At 36.1% G+C, this 19,874-nt stretch carries 16 protein-coding genes; all 16 read left to right on the top strand.

Annotated elements, in window-relative coordinates:
* Positions 1-5: 5 nt before the first annotated feature.
* The 16 genes from PRVXH_RS11995 (at position 6) to PRVXH_RS11920 (ending at position 19,817) form a co-directional block, all read left to right on the top strand.
* On the top strand, positions 6-431 hold the full coding sequence (locus PRVXH_RS11995; RefSeq protein ID WP_353892991.1) for a hypothetical protein: 426 nt from the start codon (positions 6-8) through the stop codon (positions 429-431).
* Positions 432-742: 311 nt separating this feature from the next.
* Positions 743-1,027, top strand: a complete 285-nt coding sequence (gene groES, locus PRVXH_RS11990) for a co-chaperone GroES (protein ID WP_353892990.1) — start codon at positions 743-745, stop codon at positions 1,025-1,027.
* A 28-nt stretch (positions 1,028-1,055) separates the two neighbouring features.
* The gene (gene groL, locus PRVXH_RS11985; RefSeq protein ID WP_353892989.1) at positions 1,056-2,693 is read left to right on the top strand and encodes a chaperonin GroEL; all 1,638 of its coding nucleotides are present in this window, start codon (positions 1,056-1,058) and stop codon (positions 2,691-2,693) included.
* A gap of 177 nt (positions 2,694-2,870) precedes the next feature.
* Positions 2,871-4,076, top strand: coding sequence for a DUF58 domain-containing protein (locus PRVXH_RS11980; RefSeq protein WP_353892988.1), 1,206 nt, complete (start codon positions 2,871-2,873; stop codon positions 4,074-4,076).
* Complete coding sequence (locus tag PRVXH_RS11975) at positions 4,073-6,148, top strand: transglutaminase domain-containing protein (protein ID WP_353892987.1); 2,076 nt, start codon at positions 4,073-4,075, stop codon at positions 6,146-6,148. The genes PRVXH_RS11980 and PRVXH_RS11975 overlap by 4 nt, the downstream gene beginning before the upstream one ends.
* Positions 6,149-6,263: 115 nt before the next feature.
* Positions 6,264-7,229, top strand: a complete 966-nt coding sequence (locus PRVXH_RS11970; protein WP_353892986.1) for a MoxR family ATPase — start codon at positions 6,264-6,266, stop codon at positions 7,227-7,229.
* A gap of 41 nt (positions 7,230-7,270) precedes the next feature.
* Positions 7,271-8,440 (top strand): DUF58 domain-containing protein, encoded by a 1,170-nt coding sequence (locus tag PRVXH_RS11965; protein ID WP_353892985.1) that lies wholly within the window; start codon positions 7,271-7,273, stop codon positions 8,438-8,440.
* Positions 8,421-10,502 carry a transglutaminase domain-containing protein gene (locus PRVXH_RS11960; protein WP_353892984.1) on the top strand — a complete coding sequence of 694 codons (2,082 nt, stop codon included), beginning with the start codon at positions 8,421-8,423 and terminating at the stop codon, positions 10,500-10,502. Before PRVXH_RS11965 ends, PRVXH_RS11960 begins: the two co-directional genes overlap by 20 nt.
* A 57-nt stretch (positions 10,503-10,559) precedes the next feature.
* Positions 10,560-10,835, top strand: a complete 276-nt coding sequence (locus tag PRVXH_RS11955) for a hypothetical protein (RefSeq protein ID WP_353892983.1) — start codon at positions 10,560-10,562, stop codon at positions 10,833-10,835.
* Positions 10,836-10,949: 114 nt separating this feature from the next.
* A complete protein-coding gene (gene guaA / locus PRVXH_RS11950; protein WP_353892982.1) occupies positions 10,950-12,491 on the top strand; it encodes a glutamine-hydrolyzing GMP synthase in 1,542 nt (513 codons plus the stop codon).
* 304 nt (positions 12,492-12,795) lie between these two features.
* Positions 12,796-13,197: a hypothetical protein gene (locus PRVXH_RS11945; protein WP_353892981.1), complete on the top strand. Its 402-nt coding sequence runs from the start codon at positions 12,796-12,798 to the stop codon at positions 13,195-13,197.
* 254 nt (positions 13,198-13,451) lie between these two features.
* The gene (locus PRVXH_RS11940; protein ID WP_353892980.1) at positions 13,452-13,709 is read left to right on the top strand and encodes a TM1266 family iron-only hydrogenase system putative regulator; all 258 of its coding nucleotides are present in this window, start codon (positions 13,452-13,454) and stop codon (positions 13,707-13,709) included.
* On the top strand, positions 13,706-14,752 hold the full coding sequence (gene hydE, locus PRVXH_RS11935; protein ID WP_353892979.1) for a [FeFe] hydrogenase H-cluster radical SAM maturase HydE: 1,047 nt from the start codon (positions 13,706-13,708) through the stop codon (positions 14,750-14,752). Before PRVXH_RS11940 ends, hydE begins: the two co-directional genes overlap by 4 nt.
* On the top strand, positions 14,752-16,128 hold the full coding sequence (hydG, locus tag PRVXH_RS11930; RefSeq protein WP_353894591.1) for a [FeFe] hydrogenase H-cluster radical SAM maturase HydG: 1,377 nt from the start codon (positions 14,752-14,754) through the stop codon (positions 16,126-16,128). The genes hydE and hydG overlap by 1 nt, the downstream gene beginning before the upstream one ends.
* Positions 16,129-16,137: 9 nt before the next feature.
* Positions 16,138-17,337: a [FeFe] hydrogenase H-cluster maturation GTPase HydF gene (gene hydF / locus PRVXH_RS11925; RefSeq protein WP_353892978.1), complete on the top strand. Its 1,200-nt coding sequence runs from the start codon at positions 16,138-16,140 to the stop codon at positions 17,335-17,337.
* A 233-nt stretch (positions 17,338-17,570) separates the two neighbouring features.
* The gene (locus PRVXH_RS11920; RefSeq protein WP_353892977.1) at positions 17,571-19,817 is read left to right on the top strand and encodes a sigma 54-interacting transcriptional regulator; all 2,247 of its coding nucleotides are present in this window, start codon (positions 17,571-17,573) and stop codon (positions 19,815-19,817) included.
* Positions 19,818-19,874: the final 57 nt, after the last annotated feature.

Here is a 19,874-nt window from a genome sequence, read left to right as displayed (position 1 = left end):
TGAAGTTGGAACCTTTAACGATGCTACAAGTTTTCATTGTAACAATACTAGGTGGACTTTTAACTTTTTATATTAACCATAATTTAAAAAAAGGTCCGGTTTTCGCCTCTGCAGTACTAGCGCTTATCAGTGGTATTACTTTTCCAAACCTTTTTGAGGCAGATTTAGGCCTGACATTAGCATCAGCTGTTACTGCAGCATCTTACGCAGGAATGTCTGGAAAAAATCGTGTAAATAACTTTATGGAAATGACGGTAGCACTAGTTTTTCTGAGCATTGTTTTTGTGGTTTCTATAAATGCTTTTAAAGGCGTGGGTGGTAAGCTGGGCACTATGGCGTGTATCTCAGTACTTTCTTTATATGGTGCAAAGGCGATATATAAAACGGCGACAAAGGACTTTATAAGTAAAAAGGATGTTTCTTTAAACTAACATTAAATTAAGAGTATAAAAAAGGTTACCCTAAAATGGTTAACCTTTTTTATTTTTTGACAAAACGTACAGTTTTTCTAAAATCTTTGAATAACTATAATGGTTATACTCGAGGCATAAAAAGTATGGGCCTTGGATAATGTTTAAAAATATGGGAATGTTATAAGCTGTTGAGGTAACAAAACTTTTCAAAAAAAAATCTCAAAAATACTTGATTTTGGGAAAAAAATTGGCTAAAATATGTAGTAGATGTTAGCACTCGATAATGGTGAGTGCTAACAAACAAAATTCAATAAGGAGGGGTACATAAAATGAACATCAGACCTTTAGGAGACAGAGTAGTAATTAAAACTGTAGAAGGCGAAGAAAAAACAGCTAGCGGCATTGTTTTACCAGACAACGCTAAAGAAAAGCCACAAAAAGGTGAGGTAGTAGCCGTAGGAAGTGGCAGAGTGTTAGAAAATGGAAGCAAGTTAGAGATGGAGGTATCTGTTGGAGATACTGTAATGTATTCTAAGTATGCAGGTTCTGAGGTAAAAATTGATGGAGAAGAGTACCTCATTTTAAGCGAAAAAGACGTACTGGCGATTTTATAGAATTTAAATATAAGGGAGGTTATTAAATATGTCTAAAGAAATTAAACTAAGAGAAGATGGAAGAAAAGCTTTAGAGCGTGGTGTTAATACACTAGCAGATACTGTAAAAGTGACATTAGGACCAAAGGGTAGAAACGTTGTACTTGATAAAAAGTTTGGTTCTCCGCTAATTACCAATGATGGTGTTACTATTGCTAGGGAAATTGAACTTGAAGATGCTTTTGAAAATATGGGAGCTCAATTAGTGAAAGAGGTAGCTACTAAAACAAATGACGTAGCTGGTGACGGCACCACAACTGCTACACTTTTAGCTCAGGCTATTATTAGAGAAGGAATCAAAAATGTAACAGCTGGTGCTAACCCAATGATTCTTAGAAAGGGTATCGAAAAAGCTGTAGAAGCAGTTGTAGAGGAAATCAAAAACATTTCTAAGCCGGTAGAAGGTAAAGAAGCTATTTCTCAGGTAGCTGCAATCTCTGCTGATGATAAAAAAGTTGGCGAACTTATTGCTGAAGCTATGGAGAAAGTTGGTAAAGATGGAGTAATAACCGTTGAGGAATCTAAAAGCTTTGGAACTAACCTAAATGTGGTTGAGGGTATGCAATTCGACAGAGGTTACATCTCTCCATATATGGTAACAGATACAGAGAAAATGGAAGCTGTACTTGATGATCCATATATCTTAATTACCGATAAAAAGATTACAAACATTCAGGAAGTGCTTCCTGTTTTAGAAAAAATAGTACAGCAAGGCAAGCAAATGGTGCTTATCGCTGAAGACGTAGAAGGCGAAGCTTTAGCTACATTAGTAGTTAACAAGCTTAGAGGTACATTTACATGTGTAGCTCTAAAAGCTCCTGGATTTGGCGACAGAAGAAAAGCTATGCTAGAAGATATCGCTATCTTAACAGGTGGCCAAGTAATTTCCGAAGACTTAGGTATTGAACTTAAAAATGTTGATTTAGATATGTTAGGTAGAGCTCGCCAAGTACAAGTCAATAAAGATGACACCATTATAGTAGATGGAAATGGCGACGCTAATGAAATCGAAAAGAGAATTTCTCAGCTAAGAACTCAAATCGAAGATGCTTCTTCTGAGTTTGATCAAGAAAAACTTCAAGAGCGTTTAGCAAAGTTAGCTGGAGGAGTTGCAGTAATAGAAGTAGGTGCTGCTACAGAAACAGAAATGAAAGAGAAAAAGCTAAGAATTGAAGATGCTCTTGCGGCTACAAAAGCAGCTGTAGAAGAAGGAATCGTATCTGGTGGTGGAACTGCTTTAGCTCACGCTCTACGTGCTTTAGATAATGTAGAAGTAGAAAAAGGCGATGAGAAGACAGGTGTACTTATCGTAAAAAGAGCTTTAGAAGAGCCAGTTAGACAAATTGCTGAAAATGCAGGTGAAGAAGGCTCAGTTGTAGTTGAAAGAGTCAAATCTGAGGCAGTAGGTGTTGGATACAATGCATTAACCGGTAACTATGAAGATATGATTGCTGCTGGTATCGTTGACCCAGCAAAAGTTACTCGCTCAGCTTTACAAAATGCAGGCAGTATCTCTGCTATGTTCCTAACTACTGAAGCTGTTGTAGCAGATAAAGAAGATGATGATGCAGGTGCTGGTGCTGCCGCTGGTGGCGGAATGCCAGGTGGAATGCCAGGAATGATGTAATTAAAATGGAGTTTTCCCTAATGGGGAAGACTCCATTTTTTTTATTTTAACATTATATTAACTATTTTTATATTTTCAGAAAATTATAGTCAACATTGAGTTTTTGTGCTATTATATAACAAAACTAGAAAAGGTCTTGACAAACTTTTAAAATGGAAAGAAGGTGGAAGTTTTACTGTGGTAAATTATAGGATTAGATATGTCGAACTTATAGTTTTGTTATTTGCTGTTATAGGTATGTATTTATGGTCTTTACTTTTAGATAGTCAAATAATTCTTAGTTTATTTTGGGTTACATGTATAACTATGCTACTTCCAATCATGGCACTTTTGAGACAGCTTTATGGTATTTCAGTTAGCCGAAAAATCTTACACGAAAAGAAAAGATATTATACAAATGACGACATTGATGTTCAAATTAAAATTACCAATAGATTTTATATACCAACCTTTTTCCCTATGGTGCTAGACCCGCTACCTAAAAATTATAATAGAAAATATCCCAAAGAAGTTGACCAATTTAAAGTGTTTCCACTAGTGATAGGTAACAAAAAGATAGTTTACACTTTGCGTAATGTCCCAAGGGGGCCCATAGAATTTAGAGACATTAAACTTCTTAAGAGCGACTTACTAGGGTTTGTGGATATGGAAAAGATCCTAGACCTTAAAAAGAGGATTTTAGTTTATCCTAAATATGTTAACCTAAAAGTCGATTCTGTAGTGGGAAATCAACTGCAGCAACAAGGTGTATATAACAAATATATGGGTAGAGAAACCTCTCAAATTACCGGCGTGCGAGAGTATCAAAGAGGGGATAAACTTAGCCTTATCCACTGGAAGGCAACAGCGAGAAAACGTAAGCTTATGAGTAAAGAATTTGCCCCATATCTAACTAGAAAAAGCAATCTAATTCTGAACTGTTATAACGAAGATGATAAGGTTAAGTACGATGAGAAGTTTGAGTTAGCTGTTAGCGTAGCTGCAACGTTAGTAAACTCATTTGGGCACTGCAGTCAACCATTTGCAATGAAGATGAGCAATAATGAACGATTCTATGTAGAAAAAAGATCTAAAAATCAGTTTCTTAAGGAGGGAATGCAAAAGCTAGCTTTAGTCCAAAAAAATGGTCAGGTGCCTATTTCTGCTTTTTGTAAGGCAAATAGTTATCTATTTGAGCCGGAAACCATGCTGTTTATCGTGACTACAGAAATTGATGCACACTTTAAAAAAGTTATTAATCAACTATCTGCTAAAAGGATTTTTGTAAAGGTCTTTTTAGTAGGGGCAAACAGTGAATATGAAAACGCGCCTTATATACAGAGGGTTCTTTCTTTAAATGATTTAGTTCATGACGAAAATAAGTTAAAGGGGGTTGCGAGATGAGGCTAAATATCAACAAGGTTGTAATTATATTATGGCTTTCATTTTTCACTTTAATATTTACCTCCCCTTTCCCTGTCCAAAATCCAGGCTTTGCTGTAATTTTACTTCTTGTTATTTTATTTAAAGTGACAGAAAGATTTCTTAAAAGACCTTGGTTGGCTATTTTAGTTCAGATCCTTTTAGCCGTTGGTTTTTTACTGCTTAACCTGCCGTCGATAGAAGCTAGTATCAGTTTGCTGATAAATGATTTTAGCTCCCTTTTCTTTGGGTACTTTAGCAGGATTTCTCCATTTTTCAGCGCTATTTATTGCGTGCTTTTAGCATTCATTTATCACTATTTGTTTTTAAAAAACCCAAAAAGAATATCGGTAGTATTAGGTATTTTTATCGGGGCAAGCGTTATAGCATGGAATCTTATTTATGTTACTTTAGGTTCAAAGGTTCATGTTGGAATCTTTATTATCATGGGGTTTTATATTCTTGCAAATATGGGTTCTGACCAGAATTCGTTAAAGATGCCTAAGTATAAGGCTAATGGTTATATATTATTGGCAATACTTGTTGTAGTAACCCTTGGTTTATCGATTGACCATCAAGTAAAAGGGCTAGATGGAATAAAAGAAGTAATAGAAGAGTTGCCGGCTATCGGAAGCGGGGGAGCTAGAATATCTGGCTATGGCACTGATGATGAAGAGTTGGGGCATCCACTAGAAATGGATGATACAAAAGTGCTTAGGGTGTCAGCGGATGAGTACCACTATCTGCGAGGACATTTTCGCTATATTTATAACGGAAGAGGGTGGCTTGGAACGCATCGATTTCAACCGACAACACATTCGGCATCAGACCTTCCTGTCAGTTACAAGGACGGTGTAGAATATACTACTGTCAGAGGGGAGGTAGAGGTGCTGAGGGGTCAATATGATGTGTTATTTACACCTGGCAATACAAAGAAAGTAGAATTAGATGGAGTTACGCGCCTAAGTACTAGCAGTTTTAAGGAGTTAGAAGTAGAGAATGTTGAAGATTTTATAGCTACAGGAGATAGTTATGTGTTTTATAGTGAAATTCCAAACTGGGATGAAGAGTATCTTGCAAAGCAGCCCAGAAAAAGTGAGAGAAATAAAATAGCCCTTGATTTACCAGAAGGATATAGTAAAAGCCCAGTTGCAGAGCTAGTTGACGAAATAGTAGAAGGTGAAGAAGGACCCTATAACAAAGCCAAAGCTATAGAGCGATATTTAAGATTTAACTATCAATATTCTTTAGATGTAGAATTACCAGCTGAGGGTCAAGATTTTGTAGAAGACTTCTTGTTTAACCAGCAGAAAGGGTATTGTGCACATTTTTCCACAGCCTTTGTTGTGATGGCTAGGTTGGCTGATATAGAGGCGCGTTGGGTGTCTGGATTTAACCACGGCACAAGAGATGGAGATTCTTATATTATCAGGCAAAGAAACGCCCATTCTTGGCCGGAAGTTTATATAGCCAATGCAGGGTGGGTTGCTTTTGAGCCCACGCCAGGTTTTAGAAATATAGCAAGGGATATAACAAGAGATGAATCAGATTCATATGAGAGGGATTTAGGAGAAAATCAGCACGACCATATCGAGGAAGGATATTGGGATGAGGAAGGGGATTGGGTAGGTGGCTCTACAGATGATGATCCAAACCAAACTAATGTCCCTGTAACGTTTATCATAATATCACTACTAACAGGGCTATTAGCTATACTAGCAGTTAGGATAATAAAAGGAAAAAAAGAGGCGTTATTGTCCAATGAATCCGCTGTTATTAAGTCCTATCATGTAGTGCTCAAAAGGTTACATCGTATTAAAATGGCTAGGTCACTTAGTGAGACCCCCTTAGAGTATTCAAATCGACTTAATGAGTATCCATGGATACCACATTCTATCGTTCTTAGGTTAACGCATGCATTTGAGAAAGCTTACTATGGGCAGCAATCAATAGGTAAAAGTGAGAGAGATGAGATAGTATCTCAGAGGAAATCAGCTTCGATATTTAAGATGCTAAGAACTAAGATGTTATATAGTTTAGGGGTTAAAAAATGAAAAAAGGAAGCAAAAGAAGTTTCTTATTTTTTTAAAAAGAAAGTATATTGGTAGAGAAAAACAGCCTTTTATGCTATTATGTATTTAAAATTCAAAAAAATGAGGGGGAAGGAATATGGAACATGCAGAGGAGAAAAAAGTTATCGAAAGTATTAGAAAGCAGCTTTCCACAATTTTAATTGATAAAGATGAGGTTATAGAAGATATTTTAGTAGCTACTTTGGCAAACGGTCACGTGCTTTTAGAAGATATTCCAGGTATTGGGAAAACTGTATTAGTAAAAGGATTAGCCAAAATAATGGGCTGTTCAAATAGAAGAATTCAGTTTACCCCAGATTTACTTCCATCTGATGTTACCGGTGTTTCTATATTCAATCAAAAAACAACTGAGTTTGACTTTAAGCCTGGGCCTGTAATGGCCAACGTAGTGTTGGCTGATGAAATTAATAGAACATCTCCTAAAACTCAGGCAAGTTTATTAGAGGCGATGGAGGAGAAACAAATCACTGTTGATGGGGCTACCTATAAGTTGCCAGAACCTTTTATAGTTTTCGCAACTCAAAACCCCATTGAGCATGAAGGAACATATAATTTGCCAGAGGCGCAATTAGATAGATTTATGATAAGGTGTTCCATAGGATACCCTTCTGTAAATGGAGAAAAGCAAATAATAAACTCGCAACTAAAAGGAGAACATCCATTAGAGCGGCTAGACCCTGAACAAACTGTTAGCATCGAACAGCTCAAAAGTTTACAAAAAAGAGTTGATGATATAAATACAAGTGACGAGCTTATAGACTATATTGTAGATTTAGTTAGGAAAACTAGAGAGCATCCAGCAATATACTTAGGAGGAAGCCCTAGAGCAGCATTGGCCCTTATAAAAGCCTCAAAGTCTAAAGCGCTGCTAAGTGGAAGAGGGTACGTGATTCCTGATGATGTAAAGGCTATGTTCAAGCAGGTGTTAGGCCATAGAATAATCCTCCATACAGATGAAATCATGCAAGGTCAAAAACCACAATTAGTGCTAAGAGAAATATTAAATGGTACCGATGTACCAGTTGGTAAACAGGTAGGGTAGTATCATATATGAGGGTTAAATACAATAAGGGGATTTACTTTTTGCTGTCAGCCATAGTCCTTATTTATATATGGACACTTTTTTTGAATCATCATAGAGTAGAACAGTTTTTTTGGTTGACAGCCTTAATTTGTATATTTCCCATGACCGCTTTGCTGAGAGCATTCCATGGTATAAAAGCTGAGCGCATAATAGCTAAGCGCAAGAAGCTTTTTGCTGAGGACGATATGGAGGTAAAAATTAAAGTTTACAACAGAATATTTATGCCTACGTTTTTACCAGAGGTAGTTGACTCTCTTCCTTTAATTTATAAGTTAAAGCATAGAAAACATGAGAACGCAAAAGGCGTGTTGCCCTTTGTATTTAAAGAGAGGGAACTGGTATACAAATTGAGTGACCTGCCGAGGGGGCAGCTCCTATTTGGTGATATTTATCTAAATAAAAAGGATCTTTTTGGGCTTGTAAAGATAAAGAAAGTCATCAAATCCTCAGAAAGCATTTTAGTTTATCCTAAGTATATAAATGTTAGCACTGAGTCCATTGTTGGTATAAAAAATCAGCAACAAGGTGGACCAAAACAATACCAGACAAATGATACTACACAGATTTCTGGCGTACGTGAATACCAGCATGGAGACAAGCTAAGTTTAGTGCACTGGAAAGCTAGCGCCAAAAACTCTATGCTTATGAGTAAGGAGTTTATTCCTTCTTTAAATCGAAGAAGTCATCTAATTTTAGATTGTTATAAGGAAAATGAAAATAAAACAAATGAGATATTTGAGTTATGTGTCAGTGTCGCAGCCACTGTGACTAATGCATTTGGGAATAGTGGCGAACCCTTTAGCGTCATGATGAATAATGCCCACCGATGGGAAGTTGAAAAAAAACATAAGGGACAGTTTTTATTAGAAGCTATGGAAAAGTTGGCCCTTGTCCGAAATGATGGGAACATACCTTTAGCAACTTTTTGCAGGTATAACACTTATAGGTTTGAAAAGGGTACAAGTTTAATTATAGTAACCACATGCGTTGACGAGAAACTAAAAAAATACATTACAAACTTAATCAACAAAAAGGTTTTGGTAAAAATATACTTAATTGGAGAGCAGAGCACTGACACTAGTTTACCCTTTATCCACCCAATAACGTCTCTAGAACAGATGTTACCTTGGAGCGAAGGGAGGAAAGTATATGAAGCTAGGGTTAAATAAATTTGTGACTATTATTTGGTTTATGCTTTTTGTTTTATCCTTCCATTCTCAGTTTCCTGCAAGAAATCCAGGGTTTATAGCAGTGCTATTTTTAACACTGTTATTTTGGGTGATTGAGAAATTGATAGGTAATAAGTGGGTTGTTACGCTTTTTCAGATAGCATTAGCTTTTATTTATGTACAGGGGATGTCCCCTTATGGTGTTACTGGCATTATAGATATTTTAGCTGAAGATTTTATTGCTATTTTCTATGGGCGCTTTGATAGGGTTTCTGCTTTATTTAGTGCAGTATGTTGTGTTATCATGGCCTTTTTACTTCAGCGAATTTTCTTAAAAAAACCTGGTAAAAACGCTTATTTAATATTCACTATTTTGGGCAGTGCAGCACTAATAGGAATTAGCATTTATACCGAAAGGCCGTTTGCCAACCTATTTATAATACTAGGTTTATATTTAGTAGCTGATAGAAATGTGGAAAAAAGGTACTTAACTGTACCGTGGCATAAGGTTAGTGTAACCATTCTCATAGTAGTCCTTATCTTCTTTATATTTGGCTGGACTTTTGATAGGCCGCTGCAGGGGATACAGACCGTCGAGGAACTTGTTGATAGTTTTCAAGATACAAAAGGAGCAACGTCTCCAAATAGCGGGCATGGTGAGATAAGAGAATCTGGTTATAGCACTAGCGATGAAATACTGGGGTATGCTTTGGAGATGGATGATACTCCTGTATTACAAGTGACTACTGATGAACCTCATTATCTAAGGGGGCACTACAGATATGTATACAACGGGCGAGGTTGGTCGGAACCCCCACAAATTGAATCAGAGCTTTATTTTCCAACTTCTCTCCCTATATCAAAAAAAGAAGGTGTTGAGTACACAGTTGTAGAAGGAGAAGTAGAGGTTTTAAGTGGTAGCTACAATGTACTTTTTACACCTGGCAATACCGAAGCAATTTACATGGACCAAAACCCCACCATTTCAATAAGCAATTTTAGAGAACTTGAAATTAACAATAGATTGTCTGCGGGAGATAGCTATCGGTTTGTCAGCCATATCGCCAACTGGGATATAGAGTTTCTTAAAAAGCAGCAGTTTCGATCAGATTCAATTCCAGAGGCGCTACAACTTCCAGAAGGGTACGAAAACGGCCCTGTAGCTGAGCTGACAGAAGAAGTTATAGAAGGTCATGAAGGTCCATTTAACAAAGCTAAAGCAATAGAGTCGCACTTGCGCAACAATTATAGGTATTCTTTAGATGTTTACCCCCCAGAAGAAGGAGAAGATTTAGTGGAAGAGTTTCTTTTCACCCAGGAGCAAGGATATTGTTCCCACTTTGCTAGTGCGTTTGTCGTTATGGCAAGGTTAGCGGGTATAGAGTCTCGCTGGGTATCTGGGTTTAACAGCGGCACCTTACAAGGTGACCATTATATCATTAAAAGGGAAAATGCTCATGCATGGCCGGAAGTTTATATTGATAACAGTGGATGGGTGCCATTTGAACCTACCCCCGGTTTTGTACATCACGGTGTAGCAGAGGAAGAGGATGGAAGCTTAGACGATATAGATATAGATGGGCAGGATGACTTAGAAAATGATGATTTAGATCGCGAAGCTGGTCATGACGATGATAGCACCGACAATGGTGATGAAGAAACTAAAATATCTTCAATAATATTTTGGGGAAGCGTCATACTTTTGATTTCAGCCTCCAGCATTGGTTATTACAATGCCAAAAGAAAGGACAGAAACAAAAGTAGAGAGCTAGCTACAATTGTTTTGTATAATAGACTGCTAACAAAACTTAAGTTTTGTAGACTGGGTAAGAAAAATAGCGAGACACCTTTAGAATACAAATCTAGATTGGACAAATTACCAGGCTTACCTCAAAGCTTATTGCAAAAAATCACAAGCACATTTGAAGGTGTTTACTACGGTGGTCAAAAAGTTACTGACTCTCAGTATCAAGAGATAGAAAAAGGTTATAAAAACATTAATTTATTTAAGATTATTTATTATAGAGCAAAAAAAATATTAGGCTTTAAAAATAGGGTATAAACATAATATAAAGGAGGTGAAGATCCGTTTCCTACTCACTTAGGTAGCGGATAAAACTTGAATAAATCTAGAATTTCTGATATAGTAAAAAAAATATATAAAGGGATCGGCGCCACAGGTTTAATGTTTGTTTTAGTTTTTTTAACCTTTATCAGTGGTTGGGCTTACTTTTTGATAGTAAGACATCCAGGTACTAGCTTATCTAACGAAAGTCAAACAGTTACCTACTTTGCTATAGCTGCCGGCGCTTTGTTTGTTGTATTACTTATTGAGAGACTTTATAATGTTATAAAAAGTAAGCGAGTAAGCGAAGAAAACGAAAATGTTTATTAAAACATGATAAAAAAATGTATCCTAAGATTATCTCTTGGGGTACATTATTTTTAAATATTTTTCCATTAGTTACAAAAGGACATATAAAATTTGTTATTTAAAGGAGATGTTTTAGTGTTGAATGAAAAGAACAAAGTGTTAATTTTAGATTTTGGAGGACAATATAGTCAGTTAATAGCTAGAAGGGTTAGGGAACAAAATGTATATTGCGAGATAAAACCTTATGATATTTCCCCTGAGGAAATCACCGACTTTAACCCACAAGGAATTATCTTGTCAGGAGGACCTGCTAGTGTGTATAAGGAAAATGCTCCTGACTGTCAAGATATTATTTTCAGTGGTAAGTGGCCTGTGTTAGGGATATGCTACGGGATGCAGCTTATGGTGCACAAGCTAGAGGGAAAAGTGCAGCGAGCTGATAGCAGAGAATATGGCGTTATGGAAATGGAAATTAAAGACGAGAAGTCCAAGCTTTTACATGGAATATCTTCTCCAACAAAAGTACTAATGAGCCATAGTGATTATATACCATATGCACCTTCTGATTTTAAAGTTACCGCTATTAGCAAAAATACTCCAACTGCAGTTATTGAAAACGATGAAAAACAACTATATGGTATACAATTTCACCCAGAGGTAATTCACTCCGAATGCGGAAGGGAAGTAATTAAAAACTTCCTATTTAAAATTGCAAAAATAGATGCTGACTGGACTATGGATTCTTTTATAGAAACCACAGTGGATAACATTTCTAGCCAAATTAAAGACAAAAAGGCAGTATGTGGCTTAAGCGGAGGAGTAGACTCTGCTGTAGCGGCTTTACTTGTTCATAAAGCTATAGGAGAAAACCTCACATGCATCTTTGTAGATCATGGATTATTAAGACACAACGAAGCAGAAGAAGTTATGGAAGCTTTTGAAGGTAAGCTTGGTCTTAAGGTTATAAAAGTAGATGCAAAAGAGCATTTTTTAAGTAAGTTAGAAGGTGTGACTGATCCTGAGCGCAAAAGGAAAATCATTGGAAATGAGTTTATACACATATTTGAAAAAGAGGCAGCTAAATATGGGCAAGGAGAGTTTTTAGTTCAGGGAACATTATATCCTGACATCGTTGAAAGTGGTACTAAAACTGCTACTACCATAAAAACTCATCACAACGTCGGTGGACTCCCTGAAGATATGTTCTTTACTCTTTGTGAACCTTTGAAAGAGTTATTCAAAGATGAGGTAAGGGAAGTAGGCAAAAAGCTAGGTCTGGCGGAGCATTTAGTAAACAGGCAACCATTTCCAGGACCTGGTATGGCTATAAGAGTAATGGGAGAAGTAAATGATGAGAAGCTATCACTTTTACGTAAAGCTGACGCAATAGTCCGAGAAGAGATTAAAGCGTATGATAAAGAAAATAAGGTATGGCAATACTTTGCGGTTCTTCCAGGTTCTTACAGCGTAGGGGTAATGGGAGATGACCGTACTTATCAACAAGTAGTGGCAGTTAGAGCTGTAGGCAGTGAAGATGGCATGACTGCTAGCTGGTCTCACCTTCCTTACGAGGTTTTAGATAGAATTTCTCAGCGTATAGTAAATGAGGTAGATGGTGTAAACAGGGTAGTTTACGACATAACCTCAAAACCACCGGGAACCATTGAGTGGGAGTAGTACCCAGAGGTTTCAAGCTGAAAGCGCAGAAAGCTATGTAGGTACTACCCGTGTAAGGGTTGGCGAGGCTTGTAGCGACTGTAAGGAGCTAGAAGTCCGCAACCTACGGCTGGAGTAAGAACGCGGTAAAATGATGAGGTAGATGGTGCGGATAAGCTCTTATGGGGCTATCTAAACCATCTATTTTTTTTACTAACGCATAATCTTTCATAGATTAACGTGAAAGGTTATAGAGGTAAGGAATATAATTGTATAAAGGGATTTCTATGTAAATATAGAAGTAAGTACTTAAAGGGGGATTATTGTGAAAAAAAAGATTCTAAAGTTTATCTTGGTTTTTGGCATAGGGTATTTGTTGTTAAGCTTAATGCAATGGCAACATAATGAAATTCAAGAAGCGGGTAAGTATTTCGAGTTGGCAGTGCTAAACAGAATTTTTTTAAAAGTGTTAATCATCCTTTTTGGGGTACTTATCGAATGGCGAAGAGTTATTAAACTATTTAAAAATGGGTTTTCTGTTGATGTAGCTTTGTTAGTTTTAAGCTGTATCTTAATTGTCGTAAGCATTATTCCGGTAAGCTACTGGTTTGAATGGTTTGGTATTGCCGCGCATGGACCGGTAAAAATTTTACAAACGCCACTTAACGTTTATCTGATAAATGTTGTAGCGGGGATAGCTTTAACGAGGTCTTTGGCTAAGGACTGAATTTTTTGAAATGATTAAAACATCATCGAAAAGTTATTGACATAACCAGAGCTGGTTGTTAAACTATTCACAACCACCAAATTTACTTAGGGTTACCTTTTAAATTTGGTAAACAAAATAAAAACACCTAAAAGAAAAGAATTTATTCTGATCTAAAAGGGAGTTTTCACTAATATGCGACTTTTGAAAACAACTTCTTTTTAGAGGTTGTTTTTTGTTTGAATGGTTAGAAAATTATAAAAAGAGGTGGTCTTATGAAAAAGATAGCAGTTATAAGTTCTATTTTGGAAGAACCACAAAAATGTCAAGAACTGTTTAATAGAGTTGTTTCAGATTATAGTAGAATTGTTAGAGGCAGGATGGGTATTCCATTTAACGAGCATGGAATTTCTGTAGTATCGATAACTGTTGTAGGAACATTAAATGAAATTAACAGTTTTACAGGTAAACTAGGTAGCCTTGAAAGTGTAACTGTTAAAACAGCCATATCAAAGAAAGAGGTCAAGGTATGAAAACAGTAATAGATAAACTTTGTGATAATCAATCCTTAAACAGAGAAGAATTTGAATATCTACTAGATAATATCGATGATAAAAGCCTTGAATATTTGAGAGAAAAAGCAGATGAAGTAAGAATTAGAGAGTATGGAAGGTCAGTTTATACAAGAGGGATAATTGAGTTTACCAATTATTGCAAACAAAACTGTGTTTACTGTGGCATACGGCATGATAATAAAAAGGCAGACAGGTACAGGTTATCAGCAGAAGAAATTTTGGATTGTTGTGATGCTGGTTACAAGCTTGGGTATAGGACTTTTGTGCTACAGGGGGGAGAAGATCCTTACTACACCGACGAAAAAATAATTGAGGTAATACGAGCTATAAAAAAGGCCCTCCCTGACTGCGCACTGACGCTATCTTTAGGGGAGAAGAGCTTTAATTCTTTAAAACAGTATTATGAAGCGGGAGCTGATAGGTATCTTTTAAGGCATGAGACAGCGGCGCTAGTTTTATATAAAAAGTATCATCCCAATATGAGCCTTGAAAGTAGAAAGCAATGCCTATGGAATCTTAAAAAAATTGGTTACCAGGTTGGTGCTGGATTTTTGGTAGGTTTACCTAAGCAAACCACTAAGGACTATGTCGAAGATCTTATGTTTTTAAAAAAACTTCAACCTGAAATGATTGGAATAGGGCCATTTATAGCCCACGATAACACACCTTTAGAAGGAGAAGTTAACGGCAGCGTTCGTCAGGTTGTTACTTTGCTAGCTATTGTCCGCCTTATGCTGCCAAAGGTGCTTCTGCCAGCCACTACTGCATTAGGGAGTGTTGATCCTATAGGGCGTGAACAAGGAATAAGATTTGGTGCAAATGTGGTTATGCCTAATTTATCACCAACAAATGTGAGGGCAAAATATGCACTTTACAATGGCAAGATTTGTGTTTCAGATGAAGCCGCCCAATGTCGAAAACATATAGAGGGCAAAGTAAGTGATATAGGCTACTCTTTAGATATGTCGCGAGGAGATCATAAAAACTGGAGGAGATTATAATTTTTATAAAAGATGATTTTATACAAGGTGTACTTAAGGAAACTAAAACATATACCGCAGCAGAAGTGGATAGAATTTTACAAAAAGCATTAAATAAGGTAGAGCTATCGTATAAGGACGTCGCCACATTACTACATGTTTCAGATAGTGAACAAATGCAGAAAATTTATAAAGCAGCGGGTAAAATAAAAAAGGAGATTTATGGAGATAGAATTGTTCTGTTTGCACCGCTATATGTTAGTGATTTTTGTGTCAACAATTGTTCTTACTGTGGATACAAAAGAGATAATAAATTTCAGCGGCAAAGACTTAGCCAAAAACAAATCCAAGAGGAGGTAACCCTTTTAGAAGAAATGGGGCATAAAAGATTGGCTTTAGAAGCTGGCGAAGACCCCATAAATTGTAATATCGAATATGTGTTAAAAGCAATTGATACAATTTATTCAACTTATTCAAAGCGAGGGGAGATAAGAAGGATAAATGTAAATATCGCTGCTACCTCTGTGGAGGACTATAAAAAGCTCAAAGGTGCAGATATCGGTACTTATATTTTATTTCAAGAAACGTATCACAAGCCAACTTTTGAAAGGGTTCATGCAAATTCGAAAAAAGGTGACTACAATTATCATCTAACAGCATTTGATAGAGCTATGGAGGCGGGATTAGATGATGTAGGAGGTGGAGTGCTATTTGGCTTAGCTGATTACAAATACGAAGTTTTAGCCCTTATGATGCACAATTTACACTTAGAAAAACATTATGGAGTAGGTTTTCATACCGTATCAGTTCCTAGGCTAAAGAAGGCTGAAGGCATGGAGATTAACGAGTTTCCTCATATCTTAGATGATAAAACCTTTAAAAAAGTGGTCGCTATTTTAAGGCTAGCCCTACCATATACCGGACTAATACTATCCACTAGAGAAACACCTAAGATGAGGAAAGAAGTTATAGAGTACGGCGTATCTCAGATTAGTGCGGGCTCATGCACTGGTGTTAATGCCTATAAAGCTTCAGGCTCTGGCGGCGAAAATAAGCAATTCGATGTTGATGATAATAGAACTGTCGTTGAGATCTTAAAAGAACTTGTTGATTCTGGGCATATCCCTAGCTATTGCACTGCATGCTACAGACAAGGAAGAACCGGCGAGAAATTTGCAAAGATGACCAAAACTGGACAGATACAAAATGTATGTACACCTAACGCTTTAATTACTTTTATGGAATTTGTTCTAAACTATGGAGATAGAGAGCTTTTAAAAAAAAGTGAAAAGCTTATTGATTTTAAAGTCAAAGGAATGAAAAATAACGAACTTAAAAAGCAAACAATAAATTGCTTAGAAAAGCTAAAGAATGGTAAAAAAGACATTTTCTTATAGGAGGATACTATGCAAAACACACCAAGAGGGAGTAAAAAGCATATCGCCATTTATGGAAAGACTAATTCAGGCAAATCTACCTTGCTAAATTCCATGATAGGCCAAGAGATTTCGATAGTGTCTGATGTCAAAGGAACTACTACAGACCCCGTAATTAAAAGTATGGAGCTTATTCCATTTGGGCCTGTGGTGTTTATTGATACAGCTGGATTAGATGATGATAGTGAGTTAGGAAGTCTAAGGGTAAATAAGACACTTAAGATACTACAACGAACGGACTTTGCTATTTACGTTTTAGATGTTAATGACCCTAACCTAGATGATTATTATAATGCGCTAGATAATTTTAAGAAGTATAACATTCCGTACCTGACTGTGGTTAACAAAATGGATACTGTTTTAAAGAAAGATTTAAATGATTTTATGCAAAAGCTAGATAATCCCATAGCTGTTTCGGCGCTAGAAAATCAAAATATCCTACAATTAAAAGATGAAATTATAAATAGATTGCAAAAAAAAGAGACAGATCCGCCAATTGTTGGAGATTTAGTTCCCTACGGGGGAAATGTGTTAATGGTAGTACCTATAGATTCAGAAGCTCCAAAAGGGAGGCTGATTTTGCCACAAGTACAGGTGATTAGAGACTGCCTTGATCACGGTATAAAATGCCATGTTGTAAGGGACACAGAGCTAAATGAAGCTTTAAGTGAGATCAAAGATATTGATTTAGTGATTACAGATTCTCAAGCTTTTGGAGAAGTTAACAAAATTGTACCTAAAGAAATGAGTTTGACTAGTTTTTCAATTCTATTTGCTCGATATAAAGGTGATCTTGAAACTTTCGTTTATGGGATAGAGAAACTAAAAGAACTAAACGGACAATCAAAAGTTCTTATTTCAGAAAGTTGTACCCATAATCATTCTCATGAAGATATAGGAAGAGTTAAGATTCCCCGCATGATAAAAAAACATATTGATGAAAACATAAAATTTGACTTTAAAATGGGCAATGACTTTCCAGAAGATATCGAAGGCTATGACCTTGTTATCCATTGTGGGTCTTGCATGGTAAATAAAAAGACAATGATGAATAGGATAAGATTTTGTCAGGAAAAAAGTGTTGCCATCACAAACTATGGAATTATATTAGCGTACTTTACTGGTGCTTTTCCTCGCTGTGTTGAATTCTTTAACCTAAAATTAGTGTAAAATTAAGCAGGGAAAATACTAACAAAATAGAAGAGGAGCCTAAAAATTCTCCCTTAAGAGAATAATCTAAAATAAATAAAGGAGTGAGGTTCCTTATGGATGTACTTTGTGTGGTAGAAGAAGAATCCTTCATGCAGCTGAAAAAGTTTTTAGGGTTATGTTATAATAACAATAATAGCTTTAAAGTTTTAGGCTAATAGGTTTCAAAATAAAGTCTAGGGGGATTGGTATATGTGATAATAGCATCTCAAGGCAAACAATGTAAAAGGTGCTATTGCTGTGTGCGTCATTGCCCAGTAAATGCTATTGGTTTTAAAGGGGAGCAAGCAAGTTTAATAGAAGAAGAATGTGTAAGCTGCGGGTTTTGTATAAAAGCCTGTAGCCAGAGCAACAAAGTTTTAAAGGATTTTGACAGTGATGTAGAAAAATCTCTTAACAGTATAAATACAAAAACAGTAGCTTTGATGGCTCCATCTTTTGTGGCTTTTTTTAAAGAGGATCCTTATAAACTAGTGGGAGCATTAAAAAAAATGGGGTTTAGTCAAGTTTATGAAGTAGCGCAAGGAGCTGAGATTGTAGCACAAGAGTACAAAAAAATTTATCAAAAGCCGTTGGATAAACCTATATTAACATCACCCTGTCCAGTTGTAATTAATATAGTTAAAAAACATTATCCTAATTTAATTGATAATCTAGCTCATATTGTTTCACCAATGATAGCTATGGGTGATCTTGTAAAACAAAGTTGGGATAAACAGGTAGAAGTTGTTTTTATAGGCCCATGTGTTGCCAAAAAGTCAGAAATTACCCATGAGTCTGTAGATGGAAAAGTAGATTATGCGTTGTTGTTTTCTGAATTAGAAGGCTTATTAAAAAAGAAAAAAATTAATATAGAAGATTGTCAGAAAGCACCCCTCGACTATCTGAGTGAAGAGTATTTAGGTCAGCTGTTTCCTATATCTGGTGGGCTGCTAAAAGCAGCTAATATTGATGGCGACTTACTAAATAATGATGTGTCTGTGGTTGAAGGGAAAGAGGAAGTTCTAGAAACTTTAAACGGAATTGAAAATAATGAGCTCAAACCGGCACTTATTGATATCTTATATTGTAAAGGTTGTATAAATGGACCGGATTTTTATGGTGATAAAAGTACTAATCAATATAAAAAAAATAAAGTGGTTAATTTTGCAAAAGAAAAAAAGCAAAAGGCCCCCAAATCTCCAGATTATTACGTTGAGATTGACTTGTCGAGAGAATTTCGTGTTTTAAAAAAGAAAAAAAGTTTCCCTTCAGAAAAAGAAATAGTAAGAATTTTAGAATATAGTGAGAAATTTGAGAAACAGGACGAACTAAACTGCGGAGCCTGTGGTTATGAAACTTGTAGAGATAAAGCAGTGGCTGTATATCACGGTGTTGCTGAGGTGGAGATGTGCCTTCCTTATTTGCTGAAGTTAACTGAGAATAGAGCGACTCACTATCAGAAAAAAGCTCAGAATCTCTTGCAACTGTATAACGAAATAGACCAAAACATAGTTGGCTGTTCCCAGTCAATATTGGCAGCTAAGAACTTTGTTTTTAAAGCCAGCAAAAGCGACTCTACAGTGTTACTTTTAGGTGAAAGTGGGACAGGTAAAGGTCTTTTTGCTGAAACTATTCATAGGTTAGGAGAACGAAAAGACAAACCCTTTGTTAAAATTAACTGTAGCGCTATACCCCATGAGCTTTTAGAGTCGGAACTATTTGGGTATGAAGAAGGAGCGTTTACAGGAGCTAAAAAAGGTGGTAAAATAGGGAAATTTGAACAGGCAAATAAAGGCGCTATTTTTTTAGATGAAATAGGCGATATGAGTCCTGTCATGCAAGCTAAAATTTTGCAGGTAATACAAGATAAAAAAGTTATGAGGATTGGTGGGGATAAATCTATAAAACTAGATGTTAAAATTATAGCTGCTACTAATAAAGATTTAAAACAAGAAATAAATAAAGGTGGCTTTAGAGAAGACTTGTTTTACAGACTGAACGTGCTTACCTTTACCATTCCACCTTTAAGGCAGAGGCATAAAGATGATATAGGTTTACTAATTGATTCACTCAAAGATAAGATTTCTAAAGAACATAAATTGCCTTGCAAATCCATTAGCGCAAAGGCAAAAGAAATGTTGTGCAACTATAGCTGGCCTGGTAATGTAAGGGAATTAGAAAACCTATTAGAGAGATTGTTAAATCTTGTAGAGGAAGATACCATCTTACCAGAACATTTACCTGAATCTATTTGGGAAAATCAAAGTCAAGGCACTAATATAACTAATCCTAATAAACCTTTAGATGAAATTTTGGAGCGAGTGGAAAAAGAGGTATTGGTTAATGCACTAAAACGATCTAATAATAACAGGACTAAAGCTGCTAAGCTTTTAAATATATCCCGATCAAATTTCTATGAAAAACTAAAAAAATATAACTTAACAACAGAAATATCTTAGAGATATGACAATGGCTGCACCATCATAGGATTATCCTATAATGGTGCAGCCTCTTTT

It is taken from the genome of Proteinivorax hydrogeniformans, assembly GCF_040515995.1.
Taxonomy (GTDB): Bacteria; Bacillota; Proteinivoracia; order Proteinivoracales; family Proteinivoracaceae; genus Proteinivorax; species Proteinivorax hydrogeniformans.
The sequence above is the reverse complement of the archived record's forward strand: the minus strand, read 5'-3'. Positions and strand labels throughout refer to the sequence as shown.

Bases quoted from the DNA above. Each gene is read 5' to 3' on its own strand.
- groES (WP_353892990.1), top strand. From the start codon at position 743: ATGAACATCAGACCTTTAGGAGACAGAGTAGTAATTAAAACTGTAGAA.
- groL (WP_353892989.1), top strand. From the start codon at position 1,056: ATGTCTAAAGAAATTAAACTAAGAGAAGATGGAAGAAAAGCTTTAGAG.
- PRVXH_RS11975 (WP_353892987.1), top strand. From the start codon at position 4,073: ATGAGGCTAAATATCAACAAGGTTGTAATTATATTATGGCTTTCATTT.
- PRVXH_RS11970 (WP_353892986.1), top strand. From the start codon at position 6,264: ATGGAACATGCAGAGGAGAAAAAAGTTATCGAAAGTATTAGAAAGCAG.
- PRVXH_RS11960 (WP_353892984.1), top strand. From the start codon at position 8,421: ATGAAGCTAGGGTTAAATAAATTTGTGACTATTATTTGGTTTATGCTT.
- PRVXH_RS11940 (WP_353892980.1), top strand. From the start codon at position 13,452: ATGAAAAAGATAGCAGTTATAAGTTCTATTTTGGAAGAACCACAAAAA.
- hydE (WP_353892979.1), top strand. From the start codon at position 13,706: ATGAAAACAGTAATAGATAAACTTTGTGATAATCAATCCTTAAACAGA.
- hydF (WP_353892978.1), top strand. From the start codon at position 16,138: ATGCAAAACACACCAAGAGGGAGTAAAAAGCATATCGCCATTTATGGA.